The sequence below is a fragment of the Gordonia sp. 852002-51296_SCH5728562-b genome, from assembly GCF_001665475.1.
Lineage (GTDB): Bacteria > Actinomycetota > Actinomycetes > Mycobacteriales > Mycobacteriaceae > Gordonia > Gordonia sputi.
This window is the reverse complement of record NZ_LZMI01000136.1, coordinates 1-25,092: the sequence shown is the minus strand read 5'-3', so window position 1 is coordinate 25,092 and position 25,092 is coordinate 1. Positions and strand designations below refer to the sequence as shown.

General features: G+C 66.4%; 24 protein-coding genes. 20 read left to right on the top strand and 4 right to left on the bottom strand.

Going from position 1 to position 25,092, the window contains the following annotated elements; all coding sequences use genetic code 11:
* Positions 1-31 precede the first annotated feature (31 nt).
* Complete coding sequence (locus tag A5766_RS23580) at positions 32-700, bottom strand: hypothetical protein (RefSeq protein WP_005207552.1); 669 nt, start codon at positions 698-700, stop codon at positions 32-34.
* A gap of 399 nt (positions 701-1,099) precedes the next feature.
* Here A5766_RS23580 and hpt point away from each other — a divergent pair, with 399 nt between their 5' ends.
* From hpt to lysS, 15 genes are all read left to right on the top strand, one after another.
* Positions 1,100-1,675 carry a hypoxanthine phosphoribosyltransferase gene (hpt, locus tag A5766_RS23575; protein WP_005207551.1) on the top strand — a complete coding sequence of 192 codons (576 nt, stop codon included), beginning with the start codon at positions 1,100-1,102 and terminating at the stop codon, positions 1,673-1,675.
* A 483-nt stretch (positions 1,676-2,158) separates the two neighbouring features.
* Complete coding sequence (gene ftsH / locus A5766_RS23570; RefSeq protein ID WP_082965626.1) at positions 2,159-4,579, top strand: ATP-dependent zinc metalloprotease FtsH; 2,421 nt, start codon at positions 2,159-2,161, stop codon at positions 4,577-4,579.
* An 11-nt stretch (positions 4,580-4,590) separates the two neighbouring features.
* On the top strand, positions 4,591-5,229 hold the full coding sequence (folE, locus tag A5766_RS23565) for a GTP cyclohydrolase I FolE (RefSeq protein WP_064906675.1): 639 nt from the start codon (positions 4,591-4,593) through the stop codon (positions 5,227-5,229).
* A gap of 50 nt (positions 5,230-5,279) precedes the next feature.
* Positions 5,280-6,143 carry a dihydropteroate synthase gene (gene folP, locus A5766_RS23560; protein ID WP_064906680.1) on the top strand — a complete coding sequence of 288 codons (864 nt, stop codon included), beginning with the start codon at positions 5,280-5,282 and terminating at the stop codon, positions 6,141-6,143.
* On the top strand, positions 6,136-6,516 hold the full coding sequence (folB, locus tag A5766_RS23555) for a dihydroneopterin aldolase (RefSeq protein WP_039856327.1): 381 nt from the start codon (positions 6,136-6,138) through the stop codon (positions 6,514-6,516). The genes folP and folB overlap by 8 nt, the downstream gene beginning before the upstream one ends.
* Positions 6,513-7,064, top strand: a complete 552-nt coding sequence (folK, locus tag A5766_RS23550; RefSeq protein WP_005207546.1) for a 2-amino-4-hydroxy-6-hydroxymethyldihydropteridine diphosphokinase — start codon at positions 6,513-6,515, stop codon at positions 7,062-7,064. Before folB ends, folK begins: the two co-directional genes overlap by 4 nt.
* Positions 7,061-7,603, top strand: a complete 543-nt coding sequence (locus A5766_RS23545) for a DUF3180 domain-containing protein (protein WP_005207545.1) — start codon at positions 7,061-7,063, stop codon at positions 7,601-7,603. Before folK ends, A5766_RS23545 begins: the two co-directional genes overlap by 4 nt.
* 91 nt (positions 7,604-7,694) lie before the next feature.
* Entirely contained in the window at positions 7,695-9,050 is a 1,356-nt protein-coding gene (locus A5766_RS23540) for a DUF6779 domain-containing protein (RefSeq protein WP_005207544.1), read from the top strand.
* A gap of 149 nt (positions 9,051-9,199) precedes the next feature.
* Entirely contained in the window at positions 9,200-10,228 is a 1,029-nt protein-coding gene (locus A5766_RS23535; protein ID WP_064906673.1) for a Rossmann-like and DUF2520 domain-containing protein, read from the top strand.
* Between the two features lie 67 nt (positions 10,229-10,295).
* On the top strand, positions 10,296-11,210 hold the full coding sequence (panC, locus tag A5766_RS23530; RefSeq protein WP_064906671.1) for a pantoate--beta-alanine ligase: 915 nt from the start codon (positions 10,296-10,298) through the stop codon (positions 11,208-11,210).
* A complete protein-coding gene (locus tag A5766_RS23525; protein ID WP_064906669.1) occupies positions 11,200-11,568 on the top strand; it encodes a hypothetical protein in 369 nt (122 codons plus the stop codon). The genes panC and A5766_RS23525 overlap by 11 nt, the downstream gene beginning before the upstream one ends.
* Positions 11,553-12,005 (top strand): aspartate 1-decarboxylase, encoded by a 453-nt coding sequence (gene panD / locus A5766_RS23520; protein ID WP_005207540.1) that lies wholly within the window; start codon positions 11,553-11,555, stop codon positions 12,003-12,005. The genes A5766_RS23525 and panD overlap by 16 nt, the downstream gene beginning before the upstream one ends.
* 7 nt (positions 12,006-12,012) lie before the next feature.
* On the top strand, positions 12,013-12,822 hold the full coding sequence (locus tag A5766_RS23515; RefSeq protein WP_005207539.1) for a type III pantothenate kinase: 810 nt from the start codon (positions 12,013-12,015) through the stop codon (positions 12,820-12,822).
* A 205-nt stretch (positions 12,823-13,027) separates the two neighbouring features.
* A complete protein-coding gene (locus tag A5766_RS23510; protein WP_039856375.1) occupies positions 13,028-13,492 on the top strand; it encodes a hypothetical protein in 465 nt (154 codons plus the stop codon).
* A gap of 56 nt (positions 13,493-13,548) precedes the next feature.
* On the top strand, positions 13,549-15,114 hold the full coding sequence (lysS, locus tag A5766_RS23505) for a lysine--tRNA ligase (protein WP_064906666.1): 1,566 nt from the start codon (positions 13,549-13,551) through the stop codon (positions 15,112-15,114).
* A gap of 21 nt (positions 15,115-15,135) precedes the next feature.
* Here lysS and A5766_RS23500 read toward each other — a convergent pair whose 3' ends face one another.
* Entirely contained in the window at positions 15,136-16,653 is a 1,518-nt protein-coding gene (locus A5766_RS23500) for a bifunctional aminoglycoside phosphotransferase/ATP-binding protein (protein WP_005207536.1), read from the bottom strand.
* Positions 16,650-17,462: a helix-turn-helix domain-containing protein gene (locus tag A5766_RS23495; RefSeq protein WP_064906664.1), complete on the bottom strand. Its 813-nt coding sequence runs from the start codon at positions 17,460-17,462 to the stop codon at positions 16,650-16,652. Before A5766_RS23495 ends, A5766_RS23500 begins: the two co-directional genes overlap by 4 nt.
* A gap of 134 nt (positions 17,463-17,596) precedes the next feature.
* On the opposite strand from A5766_RS23495, the gene A5766_RS23490 reads away from it, so the two are divergent.
* Complete coding sequence (locus tag A5766_RS23490) at positions 17,597-18,121, top strand: VOC family protein (RefSeq protein WP_039856322.1); 525 nt, start codon at positions 17,597-17,599, stop codon at positions 18,119-18,121.
* A gap of 12 nt (positions 18,122-18,133) precedes the next feature.
* On the opposite strand, the gene A5766_RS23485 is transcribed toward A5766_RS23490, so the two are convergent.
* Positions 18,134-19,729, bottom strand: a complete 1,596-nt coding sequence (locus A5766_RS23485) for a FadD3 family acyl-CoA ligase (protein ID WP_005207533.1) — start codon at positions 19,727-19,729, stop codon at positions 18,134-18,136.
* A 42-nt stretch (positions 19,730-19,771) separates the two neighbouring features.
* Between A5766_RS23485 and A5766_RS23480 the strand changes: the two genes are divergently transcribed.
* From A5766_RS23480 to A5766_RS23465, 4 genes are all read left to right on the top strand, one after another.
* Positions 19,772-21,067 carry an acyl-CoA dehydrogenase family protein gene (locus A5766_RS23480; protein ID WP_064906663.1) on the top strand — a complete coding sequence of 432 codons (1,296 nt, stop codon included), beginning with the start codon at positions 19,772-19,774 and terminating at the stop codon, positions 21,065-21,067.
* A 133-nt stretch (positions 21,068-21,200) separates the two neighbouring features.
* Complete coding sequence (locus tag A5766_RS23475) at positions 21,201-22,031, top strand: SDR family oxidoreductase (RefSeq protein ID WP_005207531.1); 831 nt, start codon at positions 21,201-21,203, stop codon at positions 22,029-22,031.
* 31 nt (positions 22,032-22,062) lie between these two features.
* A complete protein-coding gene (locus tag A5766_RS23470; protein ID WP_005207530.1) occupies positions 22,063-23,220 on the top strand; it encodes an acetyl-CoA C-acetyltransferase in 1,158 nt (385 codons plus the stop codon).
* 265 nt (positions 23,221-23,485) lie between these two features.
* Positions 23,486-25,006 (top strand): aldehyde dehydrogenase family protein, encoded by a 1,521-nt coding sequence (locus A5766_RS23465; RefSeq protein ID WP_005207529.1) that lies wholly within the window; start codon positions 23,486-23,488, stop codon positions 25,004-25,006.
* Positions 25,007-25,092 lie beyond the last annotated feature (86 nt).

The following is a 25,092-nucleotide window of genomic DNA, read 5'->3' as shown; positions in this document are numbered from 1 at the left end:
GGGTCACCGCGGAAGGATCGCACCAGTTGATCTAGACGGGTGAGTTGATCGTCTGGAAGTACTGGATTGCCGAGAGGATCAGCGTCCCACCCCCGCCGAGGATGATTCCGACGATCGAGCCGAGCGTCGCACCGATCTCTATGCCCGGGAAGATGCACCCGATTCCTGCGGCAACGGCTCCGATCGCGCACCCGATCGCGCCCCCGATAATTGCGCCGACGGTGAGTCCGACCAGAGAAGAAATGGTCATTCCGGCCGACAACTGGCCGTTGAATCGCGTCAACGCCTCGTCGTCGCGTTGTTGCTTTGTCTGCTTCGTCTGCTTCTGTGGTGTTGCCTTGGCGGCGACGGCGCGCATCGCGTTCACATGTACCGGATCGACGAGATGTGCACGCAGTTTGTCTTTGGACGGGACCAATGTCGCGGATGTCGGAGTCACTTGCGCGTCGATGGGGAATTCGAGATATTCGTCCCGATACCACAAAGCCATGCGGAAAAGGGACTTTCCCGCGCCATTCTTGATGACCAGGTCAGAGCCCTCGCGGGCTATCGTTCCGTCTGCCACGGAGATGCTCAGCGAACTTGGCCGGCCGGAGAGTCGGTAGTGCACCGAGTCCGACGACGGCGCAGCGTGGGCGGTCGCGTGCAGCAGGGGGATCGCGAGCGCTGCGGCGGCGAAGATTGCAATCGCACGTATCAAATACTCTGTCGGCGCGTATATTTCGCTAAGCGAAGGTGCTAGTCGAGAGGGTGGCTGGGTGTGGTGTCGCCGCTGTTGGTTCATTGTCGTCCTCGTCCTTGATCCGACGTTGAGTCTGCTTGTCATCGGCGATTACGCCGTCGTGTGATTCTCAGAAATGCCGAGCTTCGTGTTGTGTGATGCCGATCACGGTGAGGCTCAAGAATAGATAGTGACTTCTTTTCTCGGAGCGCGGGCTGAACGCGAACCGTGGGTGACGCATGTTTCGATCCGTTATTCTCTTGTAATAGATTTGTCCTGTTATCGGACGACATTTTCTGTAGGTGGCAATCGCGTGCAGGCGCAGTAGATGGCACCGCGGGCTTCGCCCGGTTCGGCGGACGTGTCAAGCTGGTATCCGTGCATTCCGAGATCGAGATCGAGCACCACTACGGCGACGACATCGAAGCAGTCCTCATTACGGAGGAACAGATCAAGGCGCGGACCGCGGAGCTGGCCCAGTCGGTGGTGCAGCGCTACACGGACCTGCAGGACGATCTGGTCCTGATCGGCGTCCTGAAGGGCGCGATCATGTTCATGACCGATTTCGCCCGCGCACTGCCGATCCCGTCGCAGATGGAGTTCATGGCTGTGTCGAGCTACGGGTCGGCGACGTCGTCGTCGGGCGTGGTGCGCATCCTCAAGGATCTCGATCGCGATATCGCGGGCCGTGACGTGCTCATCGTCGAGGACATCATCGACTCGGGTCTGACGCTGTCGTGGCTGATGAAGAACCTCGCCACCCGCCAGCCGCGGTCGCTGGCGGTGTGCACGCTGCTGCGCAAGCCGGAGGCCGTCCGTTCGCCCGTCGACGTCGCCGATGTCGGCTTCGACATCCCGAACGAGTTCGTCGTCGGCTATGGCCTCGACTATGCCGAGCGCTACCGCGACCTCCCCTTCATCGGTCGCCTGCGCGCCTCGGTCTACGAGAACTAGCACCCAGGACCCTGTTTGCGCGCGCTGCGATGCAGGAGGAGCCGGCGAGGAGCGGAGCGACGTTGCCGAGCCCGCACGCAGACAAACCCTGTTTGCGCGCGCCGCGATGCAGGAGGAGCCGGCGAGGAGCGCAGCGACGGGGCCGGTGACGACGAGAAGAGTGGCGCTGAGGGCGCAAACAGCGCGGGCGGAGCCCGCACGCAGACAAACCCTGTTTGCGCGCGCCGCGATGCAGGAGGGCCGGCGAGGAGCGTAGCGACGTTGCCGGTGACGACGAAGAGTGGCGCTGAGGGCGCAAACAGCGCGTGGCGAAGCCACGCAGACAAACAGGGAACGGTTTCACCTGCGTGATCGTTGACCGGTAGCCTCAATGTGTACGACCGAACCCTTGGGTGGCGTTCACATCGTTCACGAACCGATGGGAAGGACAGTGGTAACGGCGCCGGGCGGCCCAACACGTGGCCTGGACCTCCACCAATGCGCATGAACCGAAAGACAGTCTTCCGTAACCTCGCGATACTCGCGGTGCTTGTGCTCGCCCTGTGGGGCTGGAGCGCGATGCGCGATGGCGATCGCGGCTACACCGGGGTCGACACCTCTGTCGCGTTGACACAGCTCAACACCAAGAACACCAAGTTCGTCCAGATCGATGATCGCGAACAGCAGTTGCGGATCGAGACCAAGGATGCAATCAAGGTCGACGGCAAGGACGTCACGAAGATCTCGACCAAGTACCCGGCTTCGGCGGGTGAGCAGGTCTTCGACTCGGTCAAGTCGACCGGGGCCGGCTACCAGACCAACGTGACGCAGCAGTCGGTGTTCTGGCAGATCATGATCTTCCTGCTGCCGATGCTGCTCTTGTTCGGGCTCTTCTTCTTCGTCATGAACCGCATGCAGGGTGGCGGCAAGGGCGGCGTGATGGGCTTCGGCAAGTCCAAGGCCAAGCAGTTGTCCAAGGACATGCCCAAGACCACCTTCGCCGACGTCGCGGGTGCCGACGAGGCCGTCGAAGAGTTGTACGAGATCAAGGACTTCCTGCAGAACCCGGCGCGCTACCAGGCGCTCGGCGCCAAGATTCCCCGCGGCGTGCTGCTCTACGGTCCGCCCGGTACCGGTAAGACCCTGCTGGCGCGGGCAGTCGCTGGCGAGGCGGGCGTGCCGTTCTTCACCATTTCCGGTTCTGACTTCGTCGAGATGTTCGTCGGTGTCGGTGCGTCGCGTGTGCGCGATCTGTTCGAGCAGGCCAAGAACAACAGCCCGTGCATCATCTTCGTCGACGAGATCGACGCCGTCGGCCGTCAGCGTGGTGCCGGTCTCGGCGGTGGTCACGACGAGCGCGAGCAGACGTTGAACCAGTTGCTCGTGGAGATGGACGGCTTCGGCGACCGCTCGGGCGTGATCCTGATCGCAGCGACCAACCGTCCCGACATCCTCGACCCTGCGCTGCTGCGTCCGGGACGTTTCGACCGGCAGATCCCCGTCGGCAACCCCGACATCGCCGGTCGTCGGGCAATCCTCAAGGTGCATGCCAAGGGCAAGCCCATCGCAGAAGACGCCGACCTCGACGGTTTGGCCAAGCGCACGCCAGGAATGTCGGGCGCCGACCTCGCCAACGTCGTCAACGAGGCCGCACTGCTCGCCGCACGCGAGAACAAGACGGTCATCACGGCGGAGATGCTCGAGGAGGCGGTCGACCGTGTCATCGGCGGACCGCGTCGCAAGAGCCGGATCATCAGCGAACACGAGAAGAAGGTTGTCGCGTACCACGAAAGTGGTCACACGCTCGCCGCGTGGGCGATGCCCGATCTCGACCCGATCTACAAGGTGACGATCCTCGCGCGTGGACGAACGGGCGGTCACGCGCTCGCCGTGCCCGAGCAGGACAAAGACCTGATGACGCGCTCGGAGATGATCGCTCGTCTGGTGATGGCCATGGGCGGACGCGCATCGGAGGAATTGGTCTTCCACGAGCCGACGACCGGCGCGTCGTCGGACATCGACCAGGCGACCAAGATCGCACGCGCGATGGTCACCGAATACGGCATGAGCGCCAAGCTCGGCGCTGTGCGCTACGGGCAGGAGCAGGGCGATCCGTTCCTCGGCCGCAGCATGGGCGCGCAGAGTGACTACTCCGCCGAGGTCGCGAGCGAAATCGACGACGAGGTGCGCCGACTGATCGAGGCCGCGCACACCGAGGCGTGGGCGATTCTGTCCGAGTACCGCGACACCCTCGACGTGCTCGCCAGCGAACTCCTTGAGAAGGAGACGCTGACCCGCAAGGATCTCGAGAGCATCCTTTCCGACGTCGAGAAGCGTCCGCGAATCACGACGTTCAACGAGTTCGGCGAGCGCACCCCGAGCGACAAGCCCCCGGTGAAGACCCCCGGCGAGAGGGCCATCGAACGTGGCGAGCCGTGGCCTCCGCCTCCGCCGGAGCCGGTGCGCGAACCCGTCGGTGCCGGCAGTGCACCGGGCTCGCCGTCCGGTTACCCCGGTGGGCAGCAGCCCTGCTACGGAACGCCTCAAGGTCCGGGTTCCTATCCAGGTCAGAGCTACGGGCAGCCCTACCCGCAGCAGCCCTACCCGCAGGGCCCGCAGGGCGGCGGAACCCGACCCGACTACGGCGCCCCGCGTGACTGGTCGGCGCCGGGTTGGCCGCCCCAGTCGCAGGGAGATCCGCAGTCGCACGGGTATCCGCAGACGCAGGGATATCCGCAGAACGGAAACCCGAACGGCGCCAACGGAAATCAGCCCAACGGGTATGGCTATGGCAACGGCTCGTACGGCGGTCAGAACGGTGCGGGCCACAACGGTGGGCAGCATCGTGATGACTCCGGCGACAGCGGTTCACACGGGGACAATCGTTCACACGGGGACAATCGTTCACACGGAGACGGAGCCTGAGGGTCGGATCGATGACAATCAGCGAGGGTCACGACATCGCGACTCACGACGGCGCGTCGCGCGAACTATCGACCGGAGAGGGGCGCTTCTTCGACCAGGAGCGCGCCGAAGCTGCCGTCCGGGAGTTGCTGATCGCGGTCGGCGAAGACCCCGACCGCGAGGGGCTGCGACGCACGCCGACCCGCGTGGCCAACGCGTACCGCGAGATGTTCGCCGGGCTCTACACCGACCCGTCGGAGGTACTCGCGACCATCTTCGACGAGGACCACGACGAGTTGGTGCTGGTCAAAGACATCCCGATGTACTCGACGTGCGAGCACCACCTCGTGTCGTTCCACGGTGTCGCCCATGTCGGCTACATTCCCGGCCCATCGGGCCAGGTGACCGGACTGTCGAAGTTGGCGCGCGTCGTCGACCTCTTCGCCAAGCGTCCGCAGGTGCAGGAGCGATTGACCAGCCAGATCGCCGATGCTCTGGTGGAGCGGCTCAATCCACGTGGCGTGATCGTGGTGATCGAAGCCGAACACCTGTGCATGGCGATGCGCGGCATCCGCAAGCCGGGCGCTCGCACGACGACGTCCGCGGTGCGCGGCATCTTCAAGACCAGCGCCGTTTCGCGCGGCGAGGCACTCGACCTCATCACCCGGTGACCGCTCACCCGGTCGCCGTCGACACGGCCGATGACGCGCGCACAAAGGTGATGGGCGTCGTCAACGTCACCGCCGACTCATTCTCCGACGGTGGTCGCTACCTCGACGCCGAGCGCGCCGTCGAACACGGTTTTCGTCTGCTCGCCGACGGCGCCGACATCATCGACGTCGGGGGCGAATCGACCCGCCCGGGTGCGGTACGCGTCGACGAGTCCGTCGAGATCAAGCGGGTGGTTCCGGTGATCGCCGCACTCGCTGCCGAGGGTGCACAGGTCTCGGTCGACACGATGCGCGCAGGCGTGGCGTCGGCCGCCATCGAGGCCGGGGCGACGATCGTCAACGACGTGTCGGGGGGTCGCGCCGATCCGGGCATGGCAGCGCTTCTCGCCGACGCCGGACTGCCCTGGATTCTGATGCACTGGCGTCCCGCGGCAGCCGAATCGGATGCCGGTCGACGATTCACGCACCGGGTCGACGACACGGGCGGGTACCGCGACGTGGTCGCAGAGGTCAGTCGTGAGCTCCTCGGCCAGGTCGACGCCGCTGTCGACGTCGGGGTCGATCCCGACAACATCATCCTCGATCCCGGGCTGGGATTCGCCAAGACAGCACAACACAATTGGGCGCTGCTCAACGCGTTGCCGACGCTGGTCGATCTCGGTTTTCCGGTGCTCGTCGGGGCGTCGCGCAAGCGTTTCCTCGGCACGCTGCTCGCCGCCGACGGCCACGATCGTGAACCGGAGGGACGCGAGATCGCGACGGCGTCGATCAGCGCGCTCGCCGCGGTGCAGGGCGCGTGGGGAGTTCGGGTCCACGACGTCGCGGCCAACCGGGATGCGGTGACCGTCGCCGCGGCGTGGCGTTCGGGTGGGCGTGACCGGCATACCGTCCGGCGGGAGCATCGAGATGGCTGACCGCATCGAACTGCGCGGACTGCGGGTGCGCGGCAACCACGGCGTCTTCGACCACGAACGCCGCGACGGGCAGGACTTCATCATCGACGTCACGCTGTGGGCCGACTTGCGGGCCGCCGCGGCGTCGGACGATCTGGCCGACACCATCGACTACGGGTCGCTCGCACAGCAGGTCCACGACGTCGTCGCCGGTGACCCCCGCAATCTGATCGAGGCTGTCGGCGGGGAGATCGCCGAGAAGGTCATGCTCGACGACCGCATTCACGCGTGCGAAGTGGTGGTGCACAAGCCGTCCGCGCCGATCCCGCTGGATTTCGCCGACGTCGCCGTCGTGACCCGACGCTCCCGCAAATCGGCGGGTGGTGCGAGATGACGCGCGCCGTGTTGTCCGCCGGTACCAATCTCGGCGACCGAGTGGCCCGGCTCGGTGAGGTTGTCGACGCATTCGCCGACAACCTCGTCGCGGCGTCGAGCATCTATTCGACGGCCCCGTGGGGCGGCGTCGAACAACCCGACTTCTACAACATCACGCTCATCGTCGACGCCCCGATCTCTGCGCGTGACTGGTTGGAGCGTGGCTTCGAACTCGAGCGCGCTGCTGACCGGACCCGAGACATCCGTTGGGGCCCAAGAACTCTCGACGTCGACGTGATCTGTGCGACCGACGCCGACGGGCAGCCGATCATCAGTGACGACGACGTGCTGACGCTGCCGCATCCGCGAGCCGCCGACCGTGCCTTCGTGCTCGTGCCGTGGCTGGAGATCGAACCCGACGCGACGCTGTGGACGCCCGACGGTGTCCGGTCGGTGGTCGACCTGGTCGCGGCACTACCCGCGAGTGAACGCGCAGGCGTGCACCGACTGTACGTGCGCCCGGGAGGTTCGCAGCCGGGCCGACCCGGGAGTGAGGTGGCGCGGTGACAACCCCGCAGCCGTCGACGCCACCGGAGTCCGACGAACCCGGCCTTGGTCCGACCCGGCCACGTGATCTGCTGATCATTGCGGTCTTTGTCGCGGTGATCTCGTGGATTCTGGTGCGCTACAACTACTCGGCACTGCCCCCGCTGCCGCTGCTGGCGGGAATCGTCCTCTACGTGCTCGCCGCGATCGAGACGGCGATGGCATTCGTGGTGCGCGCACGTGTCGCCGACCGTCAGGTGGGTCGTGCACGCGGGCAGCTGCACCCGCTGACCGCAGCGCGTGTCCTCGCACTGGCCAAGGCGTCGGCGATCCTGGGTGCCGTGGCCGTCGGCGTATGGGTGGGGATGCTGGTGTTCCTGTGGAGTCAGCACGGCGTGAATGCTGCCGAGCATGACAGACCCGGTGCGATCGTCGGCGCCTTCGGCGGGCTCGTGCTCGTCGTCGCGGCGCTGTGGCTCGAGTACTGCTGCCGGGCACCCGACGACCCGACCGACCAGCCGACGCAGCCGCGGGCAGACGGTCATCCCGGGCCCGCGTGACCCCCTCTGTGATGGGATTTTATGAGGCCAATCGTGACTCTCCGCACCAGCCTGGCGGTCGCGCGGGCCGTCAGAGGGTAAGTTCACGATCATGACGACCTCGACTGGCCGTGCCGCCGACACACGCCGCTCCGGTCGCGTCGGGCAGTGGTTGGTGGGTCTCCTGATCGTGCTGGCCGTGGTGGCCAGCGTGTTGATGCTCTTCGCCGATCAGATCTCGGTGCTCGGATCGCTGGCGGTGATCGCGGCGCTGTGGGCCGCTGTGATCGCGGCGATCCTTGTCACTCGCTACCGCAGACAGGCCGAAAGCGCCGAGAGCAAGAGCCGCGATCTGCGACTGGTGTACGAGTTGCAACTCGAGCGCGAGATCGCCGCGCGCAGGCAGTACGAGCTCGACGTCGAATCGACGATCCGCAAGGAGATCAGCGACGAGGCCGGTGTCGAGCTGGCAGAACTCAAGGCGCAGGTACTCGCTCTGCGGTCGAGCCTGGAGATGCTGCTGGGCGAGTCGCTACCCGACCAGCGAGCGGCGCTTCCCAGCGAGAAGCTGCGCGAGCTGGCCTCGGGTCTCGGCGGTCTCGGAGCGCAGCCGGGTCACTCCGATCCCCAGGCCGGCGGCTACGGCAGCGGGGCGGGCTACCCGGGCGGCTACGGCCAGACCGACTACACCGCTCACGACGACGGCGCTGTTGCCGCCCGCGATTTCGAGCAGACCGCCCCGGGCGCCGAGCATCGACGACGCGACTCCCGCCCGTTCGACGCTCCGCGACGCTTCGGGTCTGATGTCGATCCCAACGAGATGACGGAAGTGCTTCCGGTCATTCCGGGTGACGCCCCCATCTCCGGCCGCATCGCCACCGAGGTTCCGCTCGACGACATCCGCGCCGACGAAGTCGCCGTCGAAGCCGTCGAGGACGTAGCCGTCGAGGACGTCCGCGCCGAAGAAGTCGAGGCACGGGCCGTCGACGAGACGCTTGTGGCGCAACCCGTTCAAGAGTTCGGGGTTGAAGAGGTGGTCGTCGACGTCGTCGACGAACAGCCGCGCGCGCCCTACACGTCGGGATTCGACGAGACGCCTCCGCCCGCAGAACCGACCTCGGCGTCGCCGTTCTCCGGCGGATTCTATGTCCCCACTGCGGAGACGGCCCCTGCTGCCGAGACCGTCGAGGCGCCGGAGCACGACACCCAGGCGGCCGACGCGGCAACCTCACCCGCACCGGAGTCCGGAGACACCGACACCCCCGATGCCACCGACACCACGGCGGGGCGTCACGAGACCGGCGACGACGGTGCGCGTGCCGGCTACAGCGGTGGCCGACGACGCCGTGAGGAAGACGACGACCACGACGCCGCGCACACAGCGGGGCTGCCGGTCGCGGAGCTGCTCAATCAGCTTCGCCAGACTTCCGGCGGTAGCGGCGGCGGACGTCGCCGTCGCGAAGACTGACTTCTCACAGCCCGGCACCCTTCTGACCGGTCCTCTCGGGTGACCCGTCTCACAGGCATTGGCCCGACGATGCGTCGAGCGCCTAGCATTGCGGTGCACGTCCGGTACCCACGCTGCAGTTGGGACTGGAACGATCTGGGAGGACACCGGTGACCTCACCGAACGGCGATCCCGCCGTGTCGAATCAGCCACCCCGCGACGCGGGGCGAGCAGGCCATTCCGGATCTTTCTCCGCCGAATTCGCAGGCGTGAGCAATCTGCCGACACCCGCGCGCCTGACCATCGGCATCATTTCGGCGGGACGTGTCGGAACCGCACTCGGCGAGGCACTCGAACGCGCAGGCCACGTGGTCGGAGCGGTTGTGGCGCGGTCGCCGCACTCTCGACGCCGCGCCGCGCAGCGCCTTCCCGAATCGCAGATCCTCGACCTTCCCGACGTCGTCGCACGCTCGGAGCTCCTGATCATCGCGGTACCCGACGACCGCATCTCCGACGTCGTCGCCGAGATCGTGGACAGCGGGCGGCTGCGTCCTCGGACGCTCGTCGTACACACAGCGGGCGCGCACGGCGTCGACATCCTGGCGCCCCTCACCGCGTTCGGGGCGCTTCCGCTCGCCATTCATCCCGCGATGACGTTCGTCGGAACCGACGACGACACCGCCCGGCTGCCGCAGGCGTGCTTTGGCGTCACCGCTGCCGACGAGGTGGGTCTCGCGATAGCGTCGGCCCTTGTGCTCGAGATGGGCGGTGAGCCCGTCCGGATCGCCGAGGCCGACCGCACGCTCTATCACGCCGCACTCGCGCACGGTGCTAATCATCTCGTCGCACTCGTCAGCGATGCGGTCGTGGCGATGAACGCGGCCATCGAGGGCGGCGCGGGGGAGTCCGGTCGGGACGCGGCGACCGTCGACGGATCCTCGGAACGGTTGGCCGAACGCATCCTCGCGCCGCTTCTCACCGCGGCCCTCCACAATGTGCTCGATCTCGGCCCCGCCGCGTTGACAGGGCCCGTCGCCCGAGGCGACGCGCAGGCCGTCGCAGACCACCTCGACGCTCTCCGCGCACTACCCGGCGGCCATCGACCGGATGCGATCGCCGAGGCGTATCGCATCCTTGCGCGTCGGGCAGCCGCGTACACCGACGCACCCGCACCGCTCCTCGACGTATTGGAGCAGTGAGTGAACCCGAACAGATGCCGACAGATGTTGTGATGCACGGCCTTTCGAGCTGTGTAGGAGGAGAACGATGACCGCGCCGCTGAGTCCAGACGCCTACGCCCGAGGTGAACTGACGGTGCATCGCGACCCCGCCACACTGCACCGGGTCAGTCAGGCGCTGCGTCGCGCGGGTAAGCGCGTGGCGTTGGTACCGACGATGGGTGCGCTGCACGCGGGTCACCTGCAGTTGATCGACGCCGCCAAGAGCGTCGGCAACGTGGTGGTCATCGTCTCGATCTTCGTCAACCCACTGCAGTTCGGCGAGAACGAAGATCTCGACGCCTACCCGCGGACGTTCGACGACGACATCGAGCTGTTGCGTTCCGCCGGTGTGGAATTGGTGTTTGCACCGACCGTCGACGACATGTACCCCCTGGGGCCGCGGACCACGATCGTGCCGGGGCCGGCAGGCGACATCCTCGACGGTGCCGTGCGCCCGGGACACTTCGCGGGAATGCTGACCGTGGTGTGCAAACTCCTCAACATCGCGTCACCGCACGCCGCGTTCTTCGGGGAGAAGGACTACCAGCAGTTGGTCTTGATCGCACAGATGGTGGCCGACCTGAACCTCGACGTCGACATCGTCGGGGTGCCGACGGTGCGCGAGGCCGACGGCCTGGCGTTGTCGTCGCGTAACCGCTACCTGACACCGGAGCAGCGTGAGGTCGCCACCACGCTGTCTGCGGCGCTCACCGCCGGCGCGCACGCCGCTCCCGGCGGCAAGGATGCGATTCTCGCTGCCGCACAGGCGGTTCTGGCGACGTCGCCGGAGATCGAACTCGACTACCTCGCGCTGCGCGACCGCGCCCTCGGCGAAGCACCCGACAAGGGCGACGGACGCCTGCTGGTCGCCGCCCGCCTCGGCGCGGCGCGGCTGATCGACAACGTCGGCGTGTCGATCGGCATCGAGCCCGAGGACATCGGGAACCCCGATGCGTACTGACCCGCACCGCCCCGCGCTGATCGAGCGCCGCTCCTCGCCGGTCGAGCTTGTCGAGATCACTCCCGCGCCGATCGAGCGCCACCACTCGCTGATCGAGCGCGGCTCCCCGCTGATCGAGCTTGTCGAGATCACCCAACCAGCGGCGGAGGGTGGTCTCGACTCGGGTGCTCGCTTCGCTCGCGCCCGCTCGACCAGCGGGCCAAGGATGCGCCGCCCCTCGCCGATCGTGCGCCGCTCCTCGCTGATCGTGCGCCGCTCTCCGCTGATCGAGCTTGTCGAGATCACGCCCCCACAGACTCTGCAGCCCGCCCGCAATGCACGCCAACACAGAGGAATGACAGCATGTTTCGCACCATGATGACGTCGAAGATCCATCGGGCGACCGTCACTCAGGCCGATCTGCACTACGTCGGGTCGGTGACCATCGACGCCGACCTGCTCGACGCCGCGGACCTACTCGAAGGTGAACAGGTCACCATCGTCGACATCACCAACGGCGCCCGTCTCGAGACCTACGCGATCGCGGGCGACCGCGGTACCGGCGTCATCGGGATCAACGGCGCGGCAGCGCATCTCGTTCATCCCGGCGATCTGGTGATCATCATCGCCTACGGCATCCTCGACGAAGCGGAGGTGCGTGCATACAGCCCGCACGTGGTTTTCGTCGACGAGGCCAACCGCGTCGTCGAGAACGGTACAGATCCCGCGCACGCGTCAGAGGGTTCGGGACTCCTCGACCCGCGCCACCCTGAAACTGGCTCGGCGCGAACCGACTTCGCCGATTCGACGGTGTAGGTCGTCGATGCTGCTCGTTGTCGAGGTCGGGAACACGAACATCCATCTCGGGGTGTTCGCGGGGTCGGGTGAACACGCCACTCTCGTGCGGGACTGGCGGATTCACACCGACCCGCACCTGACCGCCGACGAACTCGCGATGGCGATCCGCGGGCTACTCGGCGACGACATCGAGCAGATCACCGGCGTGGCAGCGTTGTCGACGGTGCCGGCGTTGCTGCGAGAACTGCGCGTCATGGTCTCGCGCTACTGCGACGGCGTCCATCACGTTCTCCTCGAACCGGGTGTCCGCACCGGGGTCCCGCTGCTCGTCGACAATCCCAAAGAGGTCGGCACCGATCGTGTCGCCAATTGTCTTGCCGCGCAGCATATCTACGGCGGACCGTGCATCGTCGTCGCATTCGGCACGGCGACAGTTGTCGACGCGGTGTCGGCGAAGGGCGAGTTCCTCGGCGGCGCCATCGCGCCGGGAGTGAACCTCGGCGTCGAGGCGCTCGCCGAGCACACGGTGACCGTGCGCCGCGTCGAACTCATGCCCCCGCGCAGCGTGTTGGGCAAGAACACTGTCGAAGCGCTGCAGTCAGGCATCCTGTACGGATTCGCCGGGCAGGTCGACGGGCTCGTCGACAGGGTGCGCGACACCGTCGCCGGCTTCGACGGCCGGGATCTGACGGTTGTGGCCACCGGGTCGCTGGCGCCGCTGATCTACCCGGAGAGCCGCACGCTCACCACCCACCACTCGTATCTGACCCTCGAGGGGCTACGCCTGGTGTCCGAGCGGGCCAAACAGCAGGGCCGTGGGCGCGGGACCCGCTGACCTGGCACGCCCAGCGCGGCGTCGAATGTCTTTTTGCGCACCGCGAGCACGAAACTCCCGCAGACCTGGCCCGTAGCCGTGCACTGTGGCAAACTTGTCGCCGTGATCAAGAGCTGTCAGGAGTGTTGTCAGGGCTGAGTCCGCTTCATGCGGCCGCCCTTCGTCGATGCCCCCGCTCGTTTCGATCACCACCGAGGTATCTCTCATGACTGCCCCGTCGCTCATCAATGCATCGCTGGTCAACGCACCGGTCCAGGTCCACGCCTTCGCGCAGGCACCCGTCACACAGGCCGTCCCCGACGTTCCGCTCTCGCTTCAGCCCACGGCCTACCGTGACGCCATCGCCGCCGGAGCAGTGCCGGTCGACATCCGCAGTCACCGCAAGCGCCGACTCAACGGTGCGCTGCTCGGGGCGCTGGCCGTCGACGCCGCTGAGGTGCTCGACCTGCTGACTCCCGGCTCACCGACCTCGCTGCGCACCGCAACCGCCGATCGGCGCTGGGTCCTCGTGAGCGACGACGGCCACGAGGCGGAGTGGCTCGCCTGGCACCTGCAGGCACGCGGCGTCAGTGGCACTGTCTTCGTCGTCGGCGGATTCCGCGGCCTGCGCCGCGACGGCATCAACGGCCAGATCAGCGCGGGCGAACTGGCAGTCTTCTCCGCGCACTGACATCCACCAGCACGGCGATTTTCCCCGATCCCACCCCGGCCGATAGTCTTCGAGGTGTGAGCGAACCCCTGACCTCCGCGAATAAGGCTGCAACGACAACGGCTGGCGACAACGACGACCAGACGCCCGAGCAACTGCGTATCCGTCGGGAGAAGCGCGACCGCATCCTCGACGAGGGACGCGAGGCCTACCCGGTGTCGATCGGCCGCACGCACAGCCTCGCCGAGATCCGCGAGGCACACCCCGACCTCGAGGCGGGCACCGAGACTGGCACGATCGTCGGCGTCGCCGGGCGCGTGATCTTCCTGCGCAACAAGGGCAAGCTGTGCTTTGCCACGCTGCAGGAGGGCGACGGTACCCAGCTCCAGGCCATGATCAGCTTCAACGGGGTCGGCGAGGAGTCGCTCGCGCGATGGAAGTCCGACGTCGACCTCGGCGACATCGTCTACGTCCACGGTGAGGTCATCAGCTCGCGTACCGGCGAACTGTCGGTGATGGCCGATGAGTGGGCGATGGCGTCGAAGTCGTTGCGTCCGTTGCCGGTTGCGCACAAGGAGATGAACGAGGAGACGCGCGTCCGTCAGCGCTACGTCGACCTCGTCATGCGTCCGGAAGCGCGTGAGACTGCGCGGACCCGTATCTCGGTGATCGCCGAGCTGCGCAAGGCACTCGTCACCCGAGGATTCCTCGAGGTCGAGACCCCGATGCTGCAGACGCTGCACGGCGGCGCGGCGGCACGGCCGTTCGTGACGCACTCCAACGCCTTCGACATCGACCTTTACCTGCGTATCGCGCCGGAACTGTTCCTCAAGCGCGCGGTGGTCGGCGGAATCGAGCGCGTCTTCGAGATCAACCGCAACTTCCGCAACGAGGGCGCCGACTCCACCCATTCGCCCGAATTCGCGATGCTCGAGACCTACCAGGCCTACGGCACCTACGACGACGCCGCGACGATGACCCGCGAGATCATCCAGGAGGTGGCACTCGGCGCGATCGGCACGCTCATGCCGGAAATGCCGGACGGCACCACCTACGACCTCTCCGGCGAGTGGACCTCGTTGGAGATGTACCCGTCGCTCTCGGAGGCGCTCGGCCAGGAGATCGTTCCCGACGGCGGCCCGGAACATCCCGGGACCAGCGTCGACGAGCTGCTCGCCATCGCCGCCCGCGTCGGCCTCGAGGTGCCCAAGGACAAGGGTTACGGTCACGGGAAGCTCGTCGAGGAACTGTGGGAGCACATGGTCGGTGAGAAGCTCTCGCAGCCCGTCTTCGTGCGCGATTTCCCCGTCGAGACGTCGCCGCTGGTTCGCGCACACCGCAGCGTGCCGGGCGTCGTCGAGAAGTGGGACCTCTACGTCCGCGGCTTCGAGCTGGCCACCGGCTACTCCGAACTCGTCGATCCGGTCATCCAGCGTGAGCGCTTTGTCGACCAGGCACGCCTCGCTGCTGCCGGCGACGACGAAGCCATGCGACTCGACGAAGAGTTCCTCGCCGCCATGGAGTACGGCATGCCCCCGACGGCGGGCACCGGCATGGGCATCGATCGCCTGCTGATGGCGCTCACCGGCCTGGGCATCCGCGAAACGATCCTGTTCCCACTGGTCAAGCCGCTGCGCGACTGAGGCTTGGTCGAGGCGCGGGCCTCAGCCGCGATCAGCGCCCAGCCCGCTCGCTGCGACGACCGATTCGACGCCGCCCGACGCCTCAACGCGCCGCCAGCGCTCATCGGGCAGTTCGAGCGTCGCACTCTGCCTGCGCGCGACCGAGGCGTCGGCGTCGGAGGCGTCGAGTCCGCGGTGCTCGATGCGTGAAATGCGCTCGGCCTCAGGTAGTTCCAGCCAGATGCCGGTGAAGTCGACGCCCGCGCACTCGGTGACGTCGGCTATTGCGGTCGACTGACTGCTTCGACCGAACACGGCGTCGGCGATGACGCTCATTCCGCCGCGCACGTCTGCTTCGGCGAGGCGGAACAGCTCGGTGTACACCGCGGCGCGAGCCGTGTCGGTGTAGGCCGATCGCGGTAGCTTGTCCGCGATGCCCACTCCCGCAAGACGTTTGCGCAACACGTCCGTGCGCAGGATGCGAGCGCCAGGCGCTGGATCGAGGCTGCCTCCGACCGCCCGCGCTATCGTCGACTTCCCGGTACCGGAACCGCCGCCGATCGCGACGAGCCGCGGCCGCGCAGACTCGGTGAAACCCAGTGCAAGCGCGAGGTATTCGTGCGCGCGGTCGACGTCGTGCTCGGCTGCCGCGACGTGTGCACGCACCGTGGCGCGTACCGCGAGCAGTACCGGCAGTAAGCAGAATCCATTCTCGTCGTCGATAGAACCATCGAACGTCGCATGATCGAAGTAGGTGTTGACGACGACGTTGGCTTCGTGACGCAGTCCGCGTGCCCACAGGTCCATCACGAGGAACGCGAGATCGTAGAGGACGTCGGTCGTGGCGAGCTCCGCGTCGAACTCCAAGCAGTCGAACGGAATCGGCTCGCCGTCGACGATCGCGACGTTCCCGAGATGCAGATCGCCGTGACAGTGGCGAACGCGCCCGCCGCGTGCCCGATCGTCGAGAAGGTCGCGATGCTCGGTGATGAGGGTGGTGATCCTGTCGGTCAGTTCTTGTGCCACAACGGGTTCGATGATGTCCGGGAACGCCGCCATGCTCGCGAGGTTTCCGTCGACGACGTCCTGCAATCGTTGCGCCCCACGGGCATCCGCACTGATCTCGGATCCCCGATGCAGTTCGACGACGCGCATCGCGAGGCGCTGCAGCAGGTCGTCGTCGAGGCCGCCCGGATGTGCGTGGGTGACCATCAGCGCATCGTCGTCGAAGCGTGTCATCTCCAAGACGTGGTCGACGACCTCGCCCGCGCCTTCGAACGAGAGCGAACCGTCCGCGGTGCGTCGGATCGCGTGTACCGCGATGTAGAGACCGGGAGCGAAGCGTCGATTGAGCCGGAGTTCGGCGTCGAGAGCTGCTCGACGCCGCTCCGGCGTGCTGAAGTCGAAGTAGCGCAACCGAACCGGCCGTTTGAGCTTCCACGCACGATCACCGTTGAGCACGATCACCGCGCCGTGCGTGACGATGCTTCTGGTCGACGAGTCCGGATCGAGGGCACCGACCTGTGCCAGCATGTCCTCGGCTTGCGTCGCGTCTGTCATGAGTCCGTACCGGATTCGGCGACGGTGCGACGGTATTCGCCCGGCGGTAGGCCGAGGGTCTGGCGGAAGTCGGCCGAGAAGTGCGCCTGATCGGTGTATGCGAGGTCGGCGGCGACGTCGGCGAGGGTGATCGTCGGGTCGTCGCGCAGTCGTTCCGCGGCCTCCTGCAATCGGTATCGACGGATGACCGCCAACGGGGAGAGGCCGATGTGGCGGTCGGCGATGCGCTGCAGTGTGCGTACAGACATCGACATCTCGCGTGCGAGGTCGTCGACGCGGACGATGCTGCGATCCGCTGCGATGAGGTCCTGCATCTCGTTCGCGAGCAGCGCCGAGTCCTGGGGTGGCGTCAAGTGTTCACGCAGCCACGACGCGAAGCGTGATGCGGCGTCGGAGACATCGGGTTCCTTGACAGTCATTGCCACAGAGATCGATTCGAACAGATCGGGCGCACGGAACGGTTGCGCGGTATCGCGCAGTGGTCGTGGCGAGACGTCGAGCGCGGCAGCGCCCGCCGGTCGCAGCAATGCCCCGACGGCCCAGCCGGAGCCGGTCAGATCGCGGTGCGTGCGCTGAGTCGACGGCCCGACGATCAGCACACCATCAGCTTCGACGACGAGGTTGCATGCGGGAAACGGCAGAATGTTCTGCCGCGACGTCCGGCCGGGCGCGAGGTTCCACTGGGGTATCCAGAACCACGCGACCATCGACGAGAGGTCGTCGGGCGCGACGACGCGATCGAAGGTGGGCAGGCGAGCGGGGTAGAGCACCCCGCGGGTGTCTGGAGCGTCGGTGGCCGGGGCGCCCATGTCTGGTGTATCAGTGTCTGTTACACGGGAGTCTGGGGCGCCGGAGGGGTCGGCTCCGCTGACGGGCATGAGTCAATGATAGTCGTCGCGAATCTACAAGCCGCGCACCGCGCACGATCCCTACCGTGAAACGTATGACAACACAGCAGAACACCACCACCGAACCGACGACGGGCGTCACCGGCGAACACACCACCGACGGCATCCCGCACGGCCTGACGAGTCTCACGCCGTTCATCGCCGTGTCGAATGCCAAGCAGGCAATCGAGTTCTACACCAGTGTCTTCGGGGCACGATTGGTCGATGCCACGGAGTTCGACGGCGTGGTCGTGCACGCCGACATCGACTTCGGCACCGGCCACCTGCAACTCGGCGAGCCCAACGAGGAGTACGGCCTGATCGCCGCGCCCGATGGGCCTGCGGCATGCTACTCGTTGGGCTTTTACTGCCCCAGCGCCGACGAGGTGGTGGCCAAGGCCGAAGCCGCCGGCGCGACGGTCCGTGAGCCCCTCACGACCTTCGTCTCGGGCGACCGGTTCGCGTCGATCCTCGATCCGTTCGGGGTGCGCTGGTCGGTGATGACTCGCGTCGAGGATCTCTCCGAAGAGCAGAGCGCCCAACGTGTCGCCGAATGGGCTGCGTCGCAGTCCGATTCGTGAGCGAGCTGGAGTTCAGCGCAGTTCGCGTTTGAGTATCTTGCCCGACGCGTTGCGGGGAAACGCGTCGACGAACACCACGGATCGGGGAACCTTGAAGTTCGCGAGATGTGTTCGCGCATAGGAGAGTACATCGTTCTCGGTGAGGTGGGCAGCGTCGTGGATCGTCACGTAGGCGCGGCCGACCTCGCCGAGTCGGTCGTCGGGAACTCCGATCACAGCGGTTTCGGTGACTCCGTCGAGGCGTGCGAGCGTCTGTTCGACCTCGGCGGGGTACACGTTGAACCCTCCGCAGATGAACATGTCCTTGAGCCGGTCGGTGATCCGGAGGTTCCCGCGCTCGTCGATCACGCCGACGTCGCCGGTGTGTAACCACCCGTCGGCGTCGATGGTCGCTTCGGTCGCCGCGGGATCGTCGAGGTAGCCGCGCATGACCATCGCGCCACGGGTGAGCACCTCACCCTGGTCCGACAGCGCGATCTCCATGCCGTCGAAGGCTCTGCCGCACGTTGTCGCGACCGTGACGTCGTCGTCATCGGGGGTGCACGTGGTGATGAAGCCGCTGGATTCGGTTTGGCCGTAGGCGGTGATCACCGTGTCGACGCCGAGGTCGCGTTGGATACGCTCGATCAGCACCACCGGCACGATGGCCGCGCCGGTCACCACCAGGCGAAGCGACGACAGGTCGTGGTCTGCGCGCGCGGGGTCGTCGAGGATGGTCTGGAAGATGGTCGGCGCTCCCGGAAAGACTGTCGCACGCTCTGATTCGACGACTCGCATGGCTTCGGTGGGGGAGTAGACCGCGAGCGGAATCATCGTCGTCCCGTAGAGAATCGACGGCAGAATGCCCGCCTTGTATCCGAACGTGTGGAAGTACGGGTTCACCATCAGGTAGCGGTCTGATGGACTCAGGAGTCCGTTGGCTCCCCACGCCCGCGCGCCCGCGATGGTCTGCTGGTGCTCGGCCAGAACGCCTTTCGACTTCCCGGTGGTCCCCGAGGTGAACAGAATGTCGGAGATGTCCTCTGGCGCAACAGCATCTGCTCGACGATCCGCTTCGGCACGCGTCTCGTCGGTGGCACGCGCGACGAAGTCCGACCAGTCGACGCTGCCGTCAGGCGCAGGTGCCGACCCGTCGAGCGGCACTCGCACCACGAGGTCGGGCAGCGAGCTGCCATGCGCGCCAAGCAGTTCGGCCGCATGGTCGACGCCGAGAAACTCACCCGACACCACGACCGCCGTCACCTGAGCTCTTTCGATCACATCGATGGCCTCGGTCGCCGTGTAGCGGGTGTTGAGCGGGACCAGCACCCCGCCCGCGTACTGCACGCCCAGTGCGGCGATTGGCCAGTGATGGCTGTTCGGCGACCAGATGGCCACCCTGTCGCCGGCCTCGAAGCCCGACGCGACAAGCGCTGCGGCGAACTCGCGGACACGCTCGAGCAGCTCCGCGTATGTCAGCTCGACGCCTGCACCCCCTTTGCTCCACTGACGGTCGACGATCGCCTGCTGCGCCGGCCAGGTCTGCGCCGCGCGGATCAGCGCCGCGGGCGTCGACTGGGCGCTTCCTCCCGTCGACTGGGCGTCGCCGTTGGTCATTATCGACTCCATGGCCTCAACCTAACAAATGCTTGGTAGGTTATGCTAGCGATCATGACGTCGATCAACCTTGCCGATCGTGCCGTCGACCTGGGCGAATGGGCGCGAAGCACGCCCGCCGCGACCGAAGAGTTCACGCGAGCGGTGCGCGAGTGGCTGGCGCACAACCTCGTCGACGACTTCGCCGCGCTGAAGGGTCGGGGTGGTCCCGGAAGCGAGCATGAGTTCTTCTCCGAGCGTCTGGCGTGGGATCGCCATCTCGCGGCGTCCGGCTGGACATGCCTCGGCTGGCCCACGCGGTATGGGGGCCGTGGCGCGACACTCCAGCAGCGAATCATCTTCCATCAGGAGTATGCGCGCGCGAACGCTCCCGCGAGGGTGAATCACCTCGGTGAGGAGCTGCTCGGCCCGACGCTGATCGAGTTCGGCACCGAAGAGCAGAAGCAGCGCTTTCTTCCCGGCATCGTCGACGTCACCGAGCTGTGGGCCCAGGGCTACTCCGAGCCAGGGGCGGGCTCCGATCTCGCGGGCGTCTCCACGACGGCCCGACTTTCCGACGACAGCACCCGCTGGCATGTCAACGGACAGAAGATCTGGACGTCGCTTGCGCACGTCGCGCAGTGGGTGTTCGTGCTGGCCCGTACGGAAGCGGGCTCCTCGCGCCATAAGGGACTCGGCTTCCTGTTGGTCCCGATCGATCAGCCCGGCGTCACGGTACGGCCGATCCAACAGCTGACGGGAACGTCGGAGTTCAACGAGGTCTTCTTCGACGACGCGACCACCGACGCCGACCTCATCGTCGGCGAGTCCGGCGACGGTTGGCGGGTCGCGATGGGGCTACTGCAGTTCGAGCGCGGCGTCTCGACGCTGGGACAGCAGGTGGGCTTCGCGCGTGAACTCGACGCGATCACCGAGATGGCAAGAGCCAACGGATCTCTCGAGAATCCGGAGATCGCCGCACGCCTCGTTCGTGCCCGCATCGGACTGAGCGCGATGCGTGCCAATGCGCAACGGACACTCGACGACGACGCGACACTAACCGGGGGCACGTGGGGTGCGGCCGCCGCTGCAGGGACGGCCTCGGTGGCAAAGCTGTTGTGGGCCAACTGGCATCGGGATCTCGGCGAGCTCGCGATGGCGGTGGCCGGTCCTGCGTCGTTGATCGGCCCCAGCGCGACGGTCGAGGGTCACCTCAATGACATTCACGATCCGGAGAACGTCGAGCTCGACGAATGGCAACGCCTGTTCCTCTTCACCCGCGCCGACACGATCTACGGCGGCTCGAACGAGGTGCAGCGCAACATCATTGCCGAGCGAGTACTCGCCTTGCCCCGCGAGGCACGAGCATGAAGAGAGCACCGCGAGGCACGAGCATGAATTGGGCACAGCGAGGCACGAGCATGAATTGGGCACAGCGAGGCACGAGCATGACTTGGGCACAGCGAGGCATGGCCGCGGAACCGAGGCGAGAGGTGTGGACACGATGACACAGACGACGTCGAGTGAGGTCGATGGTGTGAGGTCACCGTTGGCCACACCTCCGGAGGAGACGCCGGGACACGGATTGTTGTTGGGACGCAAAGTCGTTGTGACCGCAGCGGCGGGCACGGGCATCGGGTTCGCGACGGCGCGTCGGGCGCTGCTCGAGGGCGCCGACGTCGTGCTCAGCGACTGGCATGAGCGACGACTGGGCGAGGCCGCCGACCAACTGGCTGCCGAGTTCGACGGTCAGACCGTCGGGAAGGTGGTGTGCAATGTGCAGTCCACTGCCGATGTGGATTCGCTGATCTCCAGTGCCGCAGACACACTCGGACGTATCGACGTGTTGGTGAACAACGCCGGCCTCGGTGGCGAGACGCCCGTCGCCGATATGTCGGACGAGGAGTGGGACCGCGTCGTCGACATCACGCTCACCGGGACGTTCCGCGCCACGCGGGCCGCGCTGCGCTACTTTCGTGCCGTCGAGCACGGTGGCGTGATCGTCAACAACGCGTCGGTACTCGGGTGGAGAGCTCAGCGCGGACAAGCACATTACGCCGCTGCCAAGGCCGGAGTGATGGCACTGACGCGCTGTTCTGCCGTCGAGGCTGCCGAGCACGGGGTGCGTATCAATGCTGTTGCGCCGTCGATTGCCAAGCATCCCTTCCTGGCAAAGGTGACCAGCGACGAACTGCTCGACGACCTTGCACAGCGCGAGGCCTATGGCCGGGCAGCCGAGGTCTGGGAGGTCGCGGCCACCATCGCGATGCTCGCCAGCGACTACACCACATATCTCACGGGCGAAGTGGTGTCGATCTCCAGTCAGCGCGCCTGAGCGCGAATACCCTTATCGAGCAGGAGTTCTCATGAGCACACCACAGGCGTACATCGTGGACGCTATTCGTACGCCCGTCGGCAAGCGCAACGGCTCGCTGGCCAAGACGCATCCGGCAGACATGGGTGCGCATGTCATCTCCGCACTCGTCACTCGGACGGGGATCGACCCGGCGGTCGTCGACGACGTCGTCTTCGGATGTGTCGACGCGATCGGTCCGCAGGCGGGCAATATCGCCCGAACCGCCTGGCTCGCTGCCGGAATGCCGCTGGAGGTACCCGGAACCACCGTCGACCGTCAGTGTGGTTCGAGCCAGCAGGCCATCCACTTTGCGGCGCAGGGTGTGATGAGTGGGACGCAGGACGTCGTCGTGGTCGGCGGCGTGCAGAACATGAGCGCAATCCCCATCTCGCAGGCCATGATTGCCGGTCAGGAGTTCGGATTCACCACGCCGACAGCCGAATCCGTCGGCTGGCGTGAGCGATTCGGCGACGCCGAGATCTCACAGTTCGTCGGCGCCGATCTGATGGCGCGGAAGTGGGACATCAGCCGCGAGGACATGGAGGAATGGGCGCTGCAGTCGCATCAGCGAGCCAAAGCCGCTATCGCACAGGGACGGTTCGACGGCGAGACTGTCGCACTGGCCGACTGCGTCGTCGACGAATGCCCGCGTGAGACGTCGTTGGAGAAGATGGCCGGGTTGGCCCCGCTGGCCGACGGTTCGCGGCTGACCGCGGCGGTGGCGTCGCAGATCTCCGACGGCGCGTCGGCGGCGCTGGTGGTCAGCGAGAAGGCACTCGCCGAGTACGGCCTGACCCCGCGCGCTCGCGTCCACCACATCTCGGTCCGCGGCGACGACCCCGTGAAGATGCTGTCCGCGCCCATCCCCGCGACGAAGTACGCGCTGGCCAAGTCGGGGCTGAGCATCGACGACATCGACGTCGTCGAGATCAATGAGGCGTTCGCCTCGGTTGTGCTCGCCTGGCTGAAGGAAACCGGCGCCGACCCCGCGCGCGTCAACCCGAACGGCGGGGCCATCGCGCTTGGGCATCCTCTCGGCGCCACCGGGGCGAAGCTCTTCGCGACAATGCTGGCCGAACTGGAGCGCACCGGTGGCCGCTACGGCCTACAGACCATGTGCGAGGGCGGCGGCACGGCCAACGTCACGATCATCGAGCGTCTCGGCTGACCACTCGGCAGTTCTAAGCGCACAGTCGACGGTCTGGAGCGCCCAGTCGACGGTCTCGGGCGCACAGTCGACGGTCTCGAGCGCACAGTCGACGGTTCGCCCGCGTCGACTGGGCGCTTCCTCGCGTCGAGTGTGCGCGGCCAGGGTGTGTCCGCCACCCCGCGCTCGCGTTCGTGTGATCTACGGCATAGCATGTGATACACAATCGGGGCGGCGTCTCATTCGACTATGCCCCCGAGCACCCGTAGATCCTCAAGGAGCCACCATGACCAAGCCTGCGGACGTGACGACCGGTGCGGGTCGACGCATCGAGAAGGGGGTCTCGTCGGAGGCTCACTCGTTGGCCGAACTGCTCGAGATCCAGCAGGCCGCGTTCCTGCGGGACGGCATTCCGGACGCCAACACGCGTATCGAACGCATCACGCGGCTCGGGTCGCTCCTGCTCGACAACTCCGACGAGATCTGCGCGGCATTGACCGCCGACTTCGGCACGCGCCCAGCCGAATTGAGCATCACGGCCGACGTCGCCGGATGCCTCATCGACATCACCCACCAGCGACGCGGCGTCAAGGAATGGATGAAGGAGACCCCGTCGGCGCGGGTGCAGGGGTTGATCGGGTTCAAGCAGCGGGTGCGGCACGATCCGCTCGGCGTGGTCGGGATCATGGGTCCGTGGAACTTCCCGCTGCAGTTGACGTTCGTGCCCGCAGCCTCGGCGTTCGCGGCAGGGAACCGGGTGCTGATGCGGCCGTCGTCGATCACCGCACGCACCACCGAGGTCATCGCGCGGCACGCGCCTGACTATTTCTCCATCGAAGAACTCGCGGTCATCACGCCCAAGCATGGCTCGGGCTCCGACTTCGCGAAGCTCGCTGTCGACCATCTGTTCTTCACCGGTTCGCCCGAGGTCGGGTCGTCGGTGGCGCAGGAGGCGGCCAAGAACCTCGTGCCCGTGACGCTCGAGTTGGGCGGCAAGAACCCCGCCGTCGTCGACGTCTCGGCCGACATCGGCAAGGCCGCGAAGATGCTGGCCGAGGCCCGTATGGCCAACGGTGGCCAGGTGTGTCTGTGTCCCGACTACGTGTTCGTTCCCGAGGCAAAGCTCGGTGAGTTCACCGACAAGGTCATCGCCCACTGGACCAAGAGCTTCCCGACGATCTACGACAACTCCGACTACACGTCGACGATCAATCAGAAGAACTACGACCGCATCGTCGGACTGATCGACGACGCTGTCGAACTCGGTGCGACCAAGCGGCAGGTGATCCCGGGCGGCGAGCAGCTTCCGTCAGCCGAGCGTCGCAAGATCCCGCCGACGCTGCTCACCGGGGTCAAGGCAGGCATGAAGATCGCCGACGACGAGGTGTTCGGCCCTGTCCTGAGTGTCTACCCGTACCGCGATCTGACCGAGGCGATCACCCACATCGCAGCGAATCCCCATCCGCTGACCATGTACTGGTGCGGCGACGACAACGCCAACTTCAAGAGGCTTGCCGACAACACGCGCAGTGGATCGATCAACGGCAACGACTTCGCACTGCACATGTTCGGTGCGGAACTGCCCTTCGGCGGCATCGGCCGCAGCGGTATGGGCGCCTACCACGGCAAGACCGGCTTCGAGACGTTCAGTCATGCACGCGCAGTGGCATTTTCGACGATGCCGTTCACCGTCGCCGAGATGATCGCGCCGCCGTTCACCAAGCGCGACACGCGAATGGCCAACGGGCAGATCAAGTTCTGGAGCAAGCTCAACAAGCGCGCCGCGAAGAAGGCGCGTAAGCGCTGAGTCACTAAGCCTCGATCCACCGATCGGCTTTTGCGGTGTGGTGAAAAGTGTTGAGCACGTTCGGCCTGGGTGGCGGGCATGAGTCA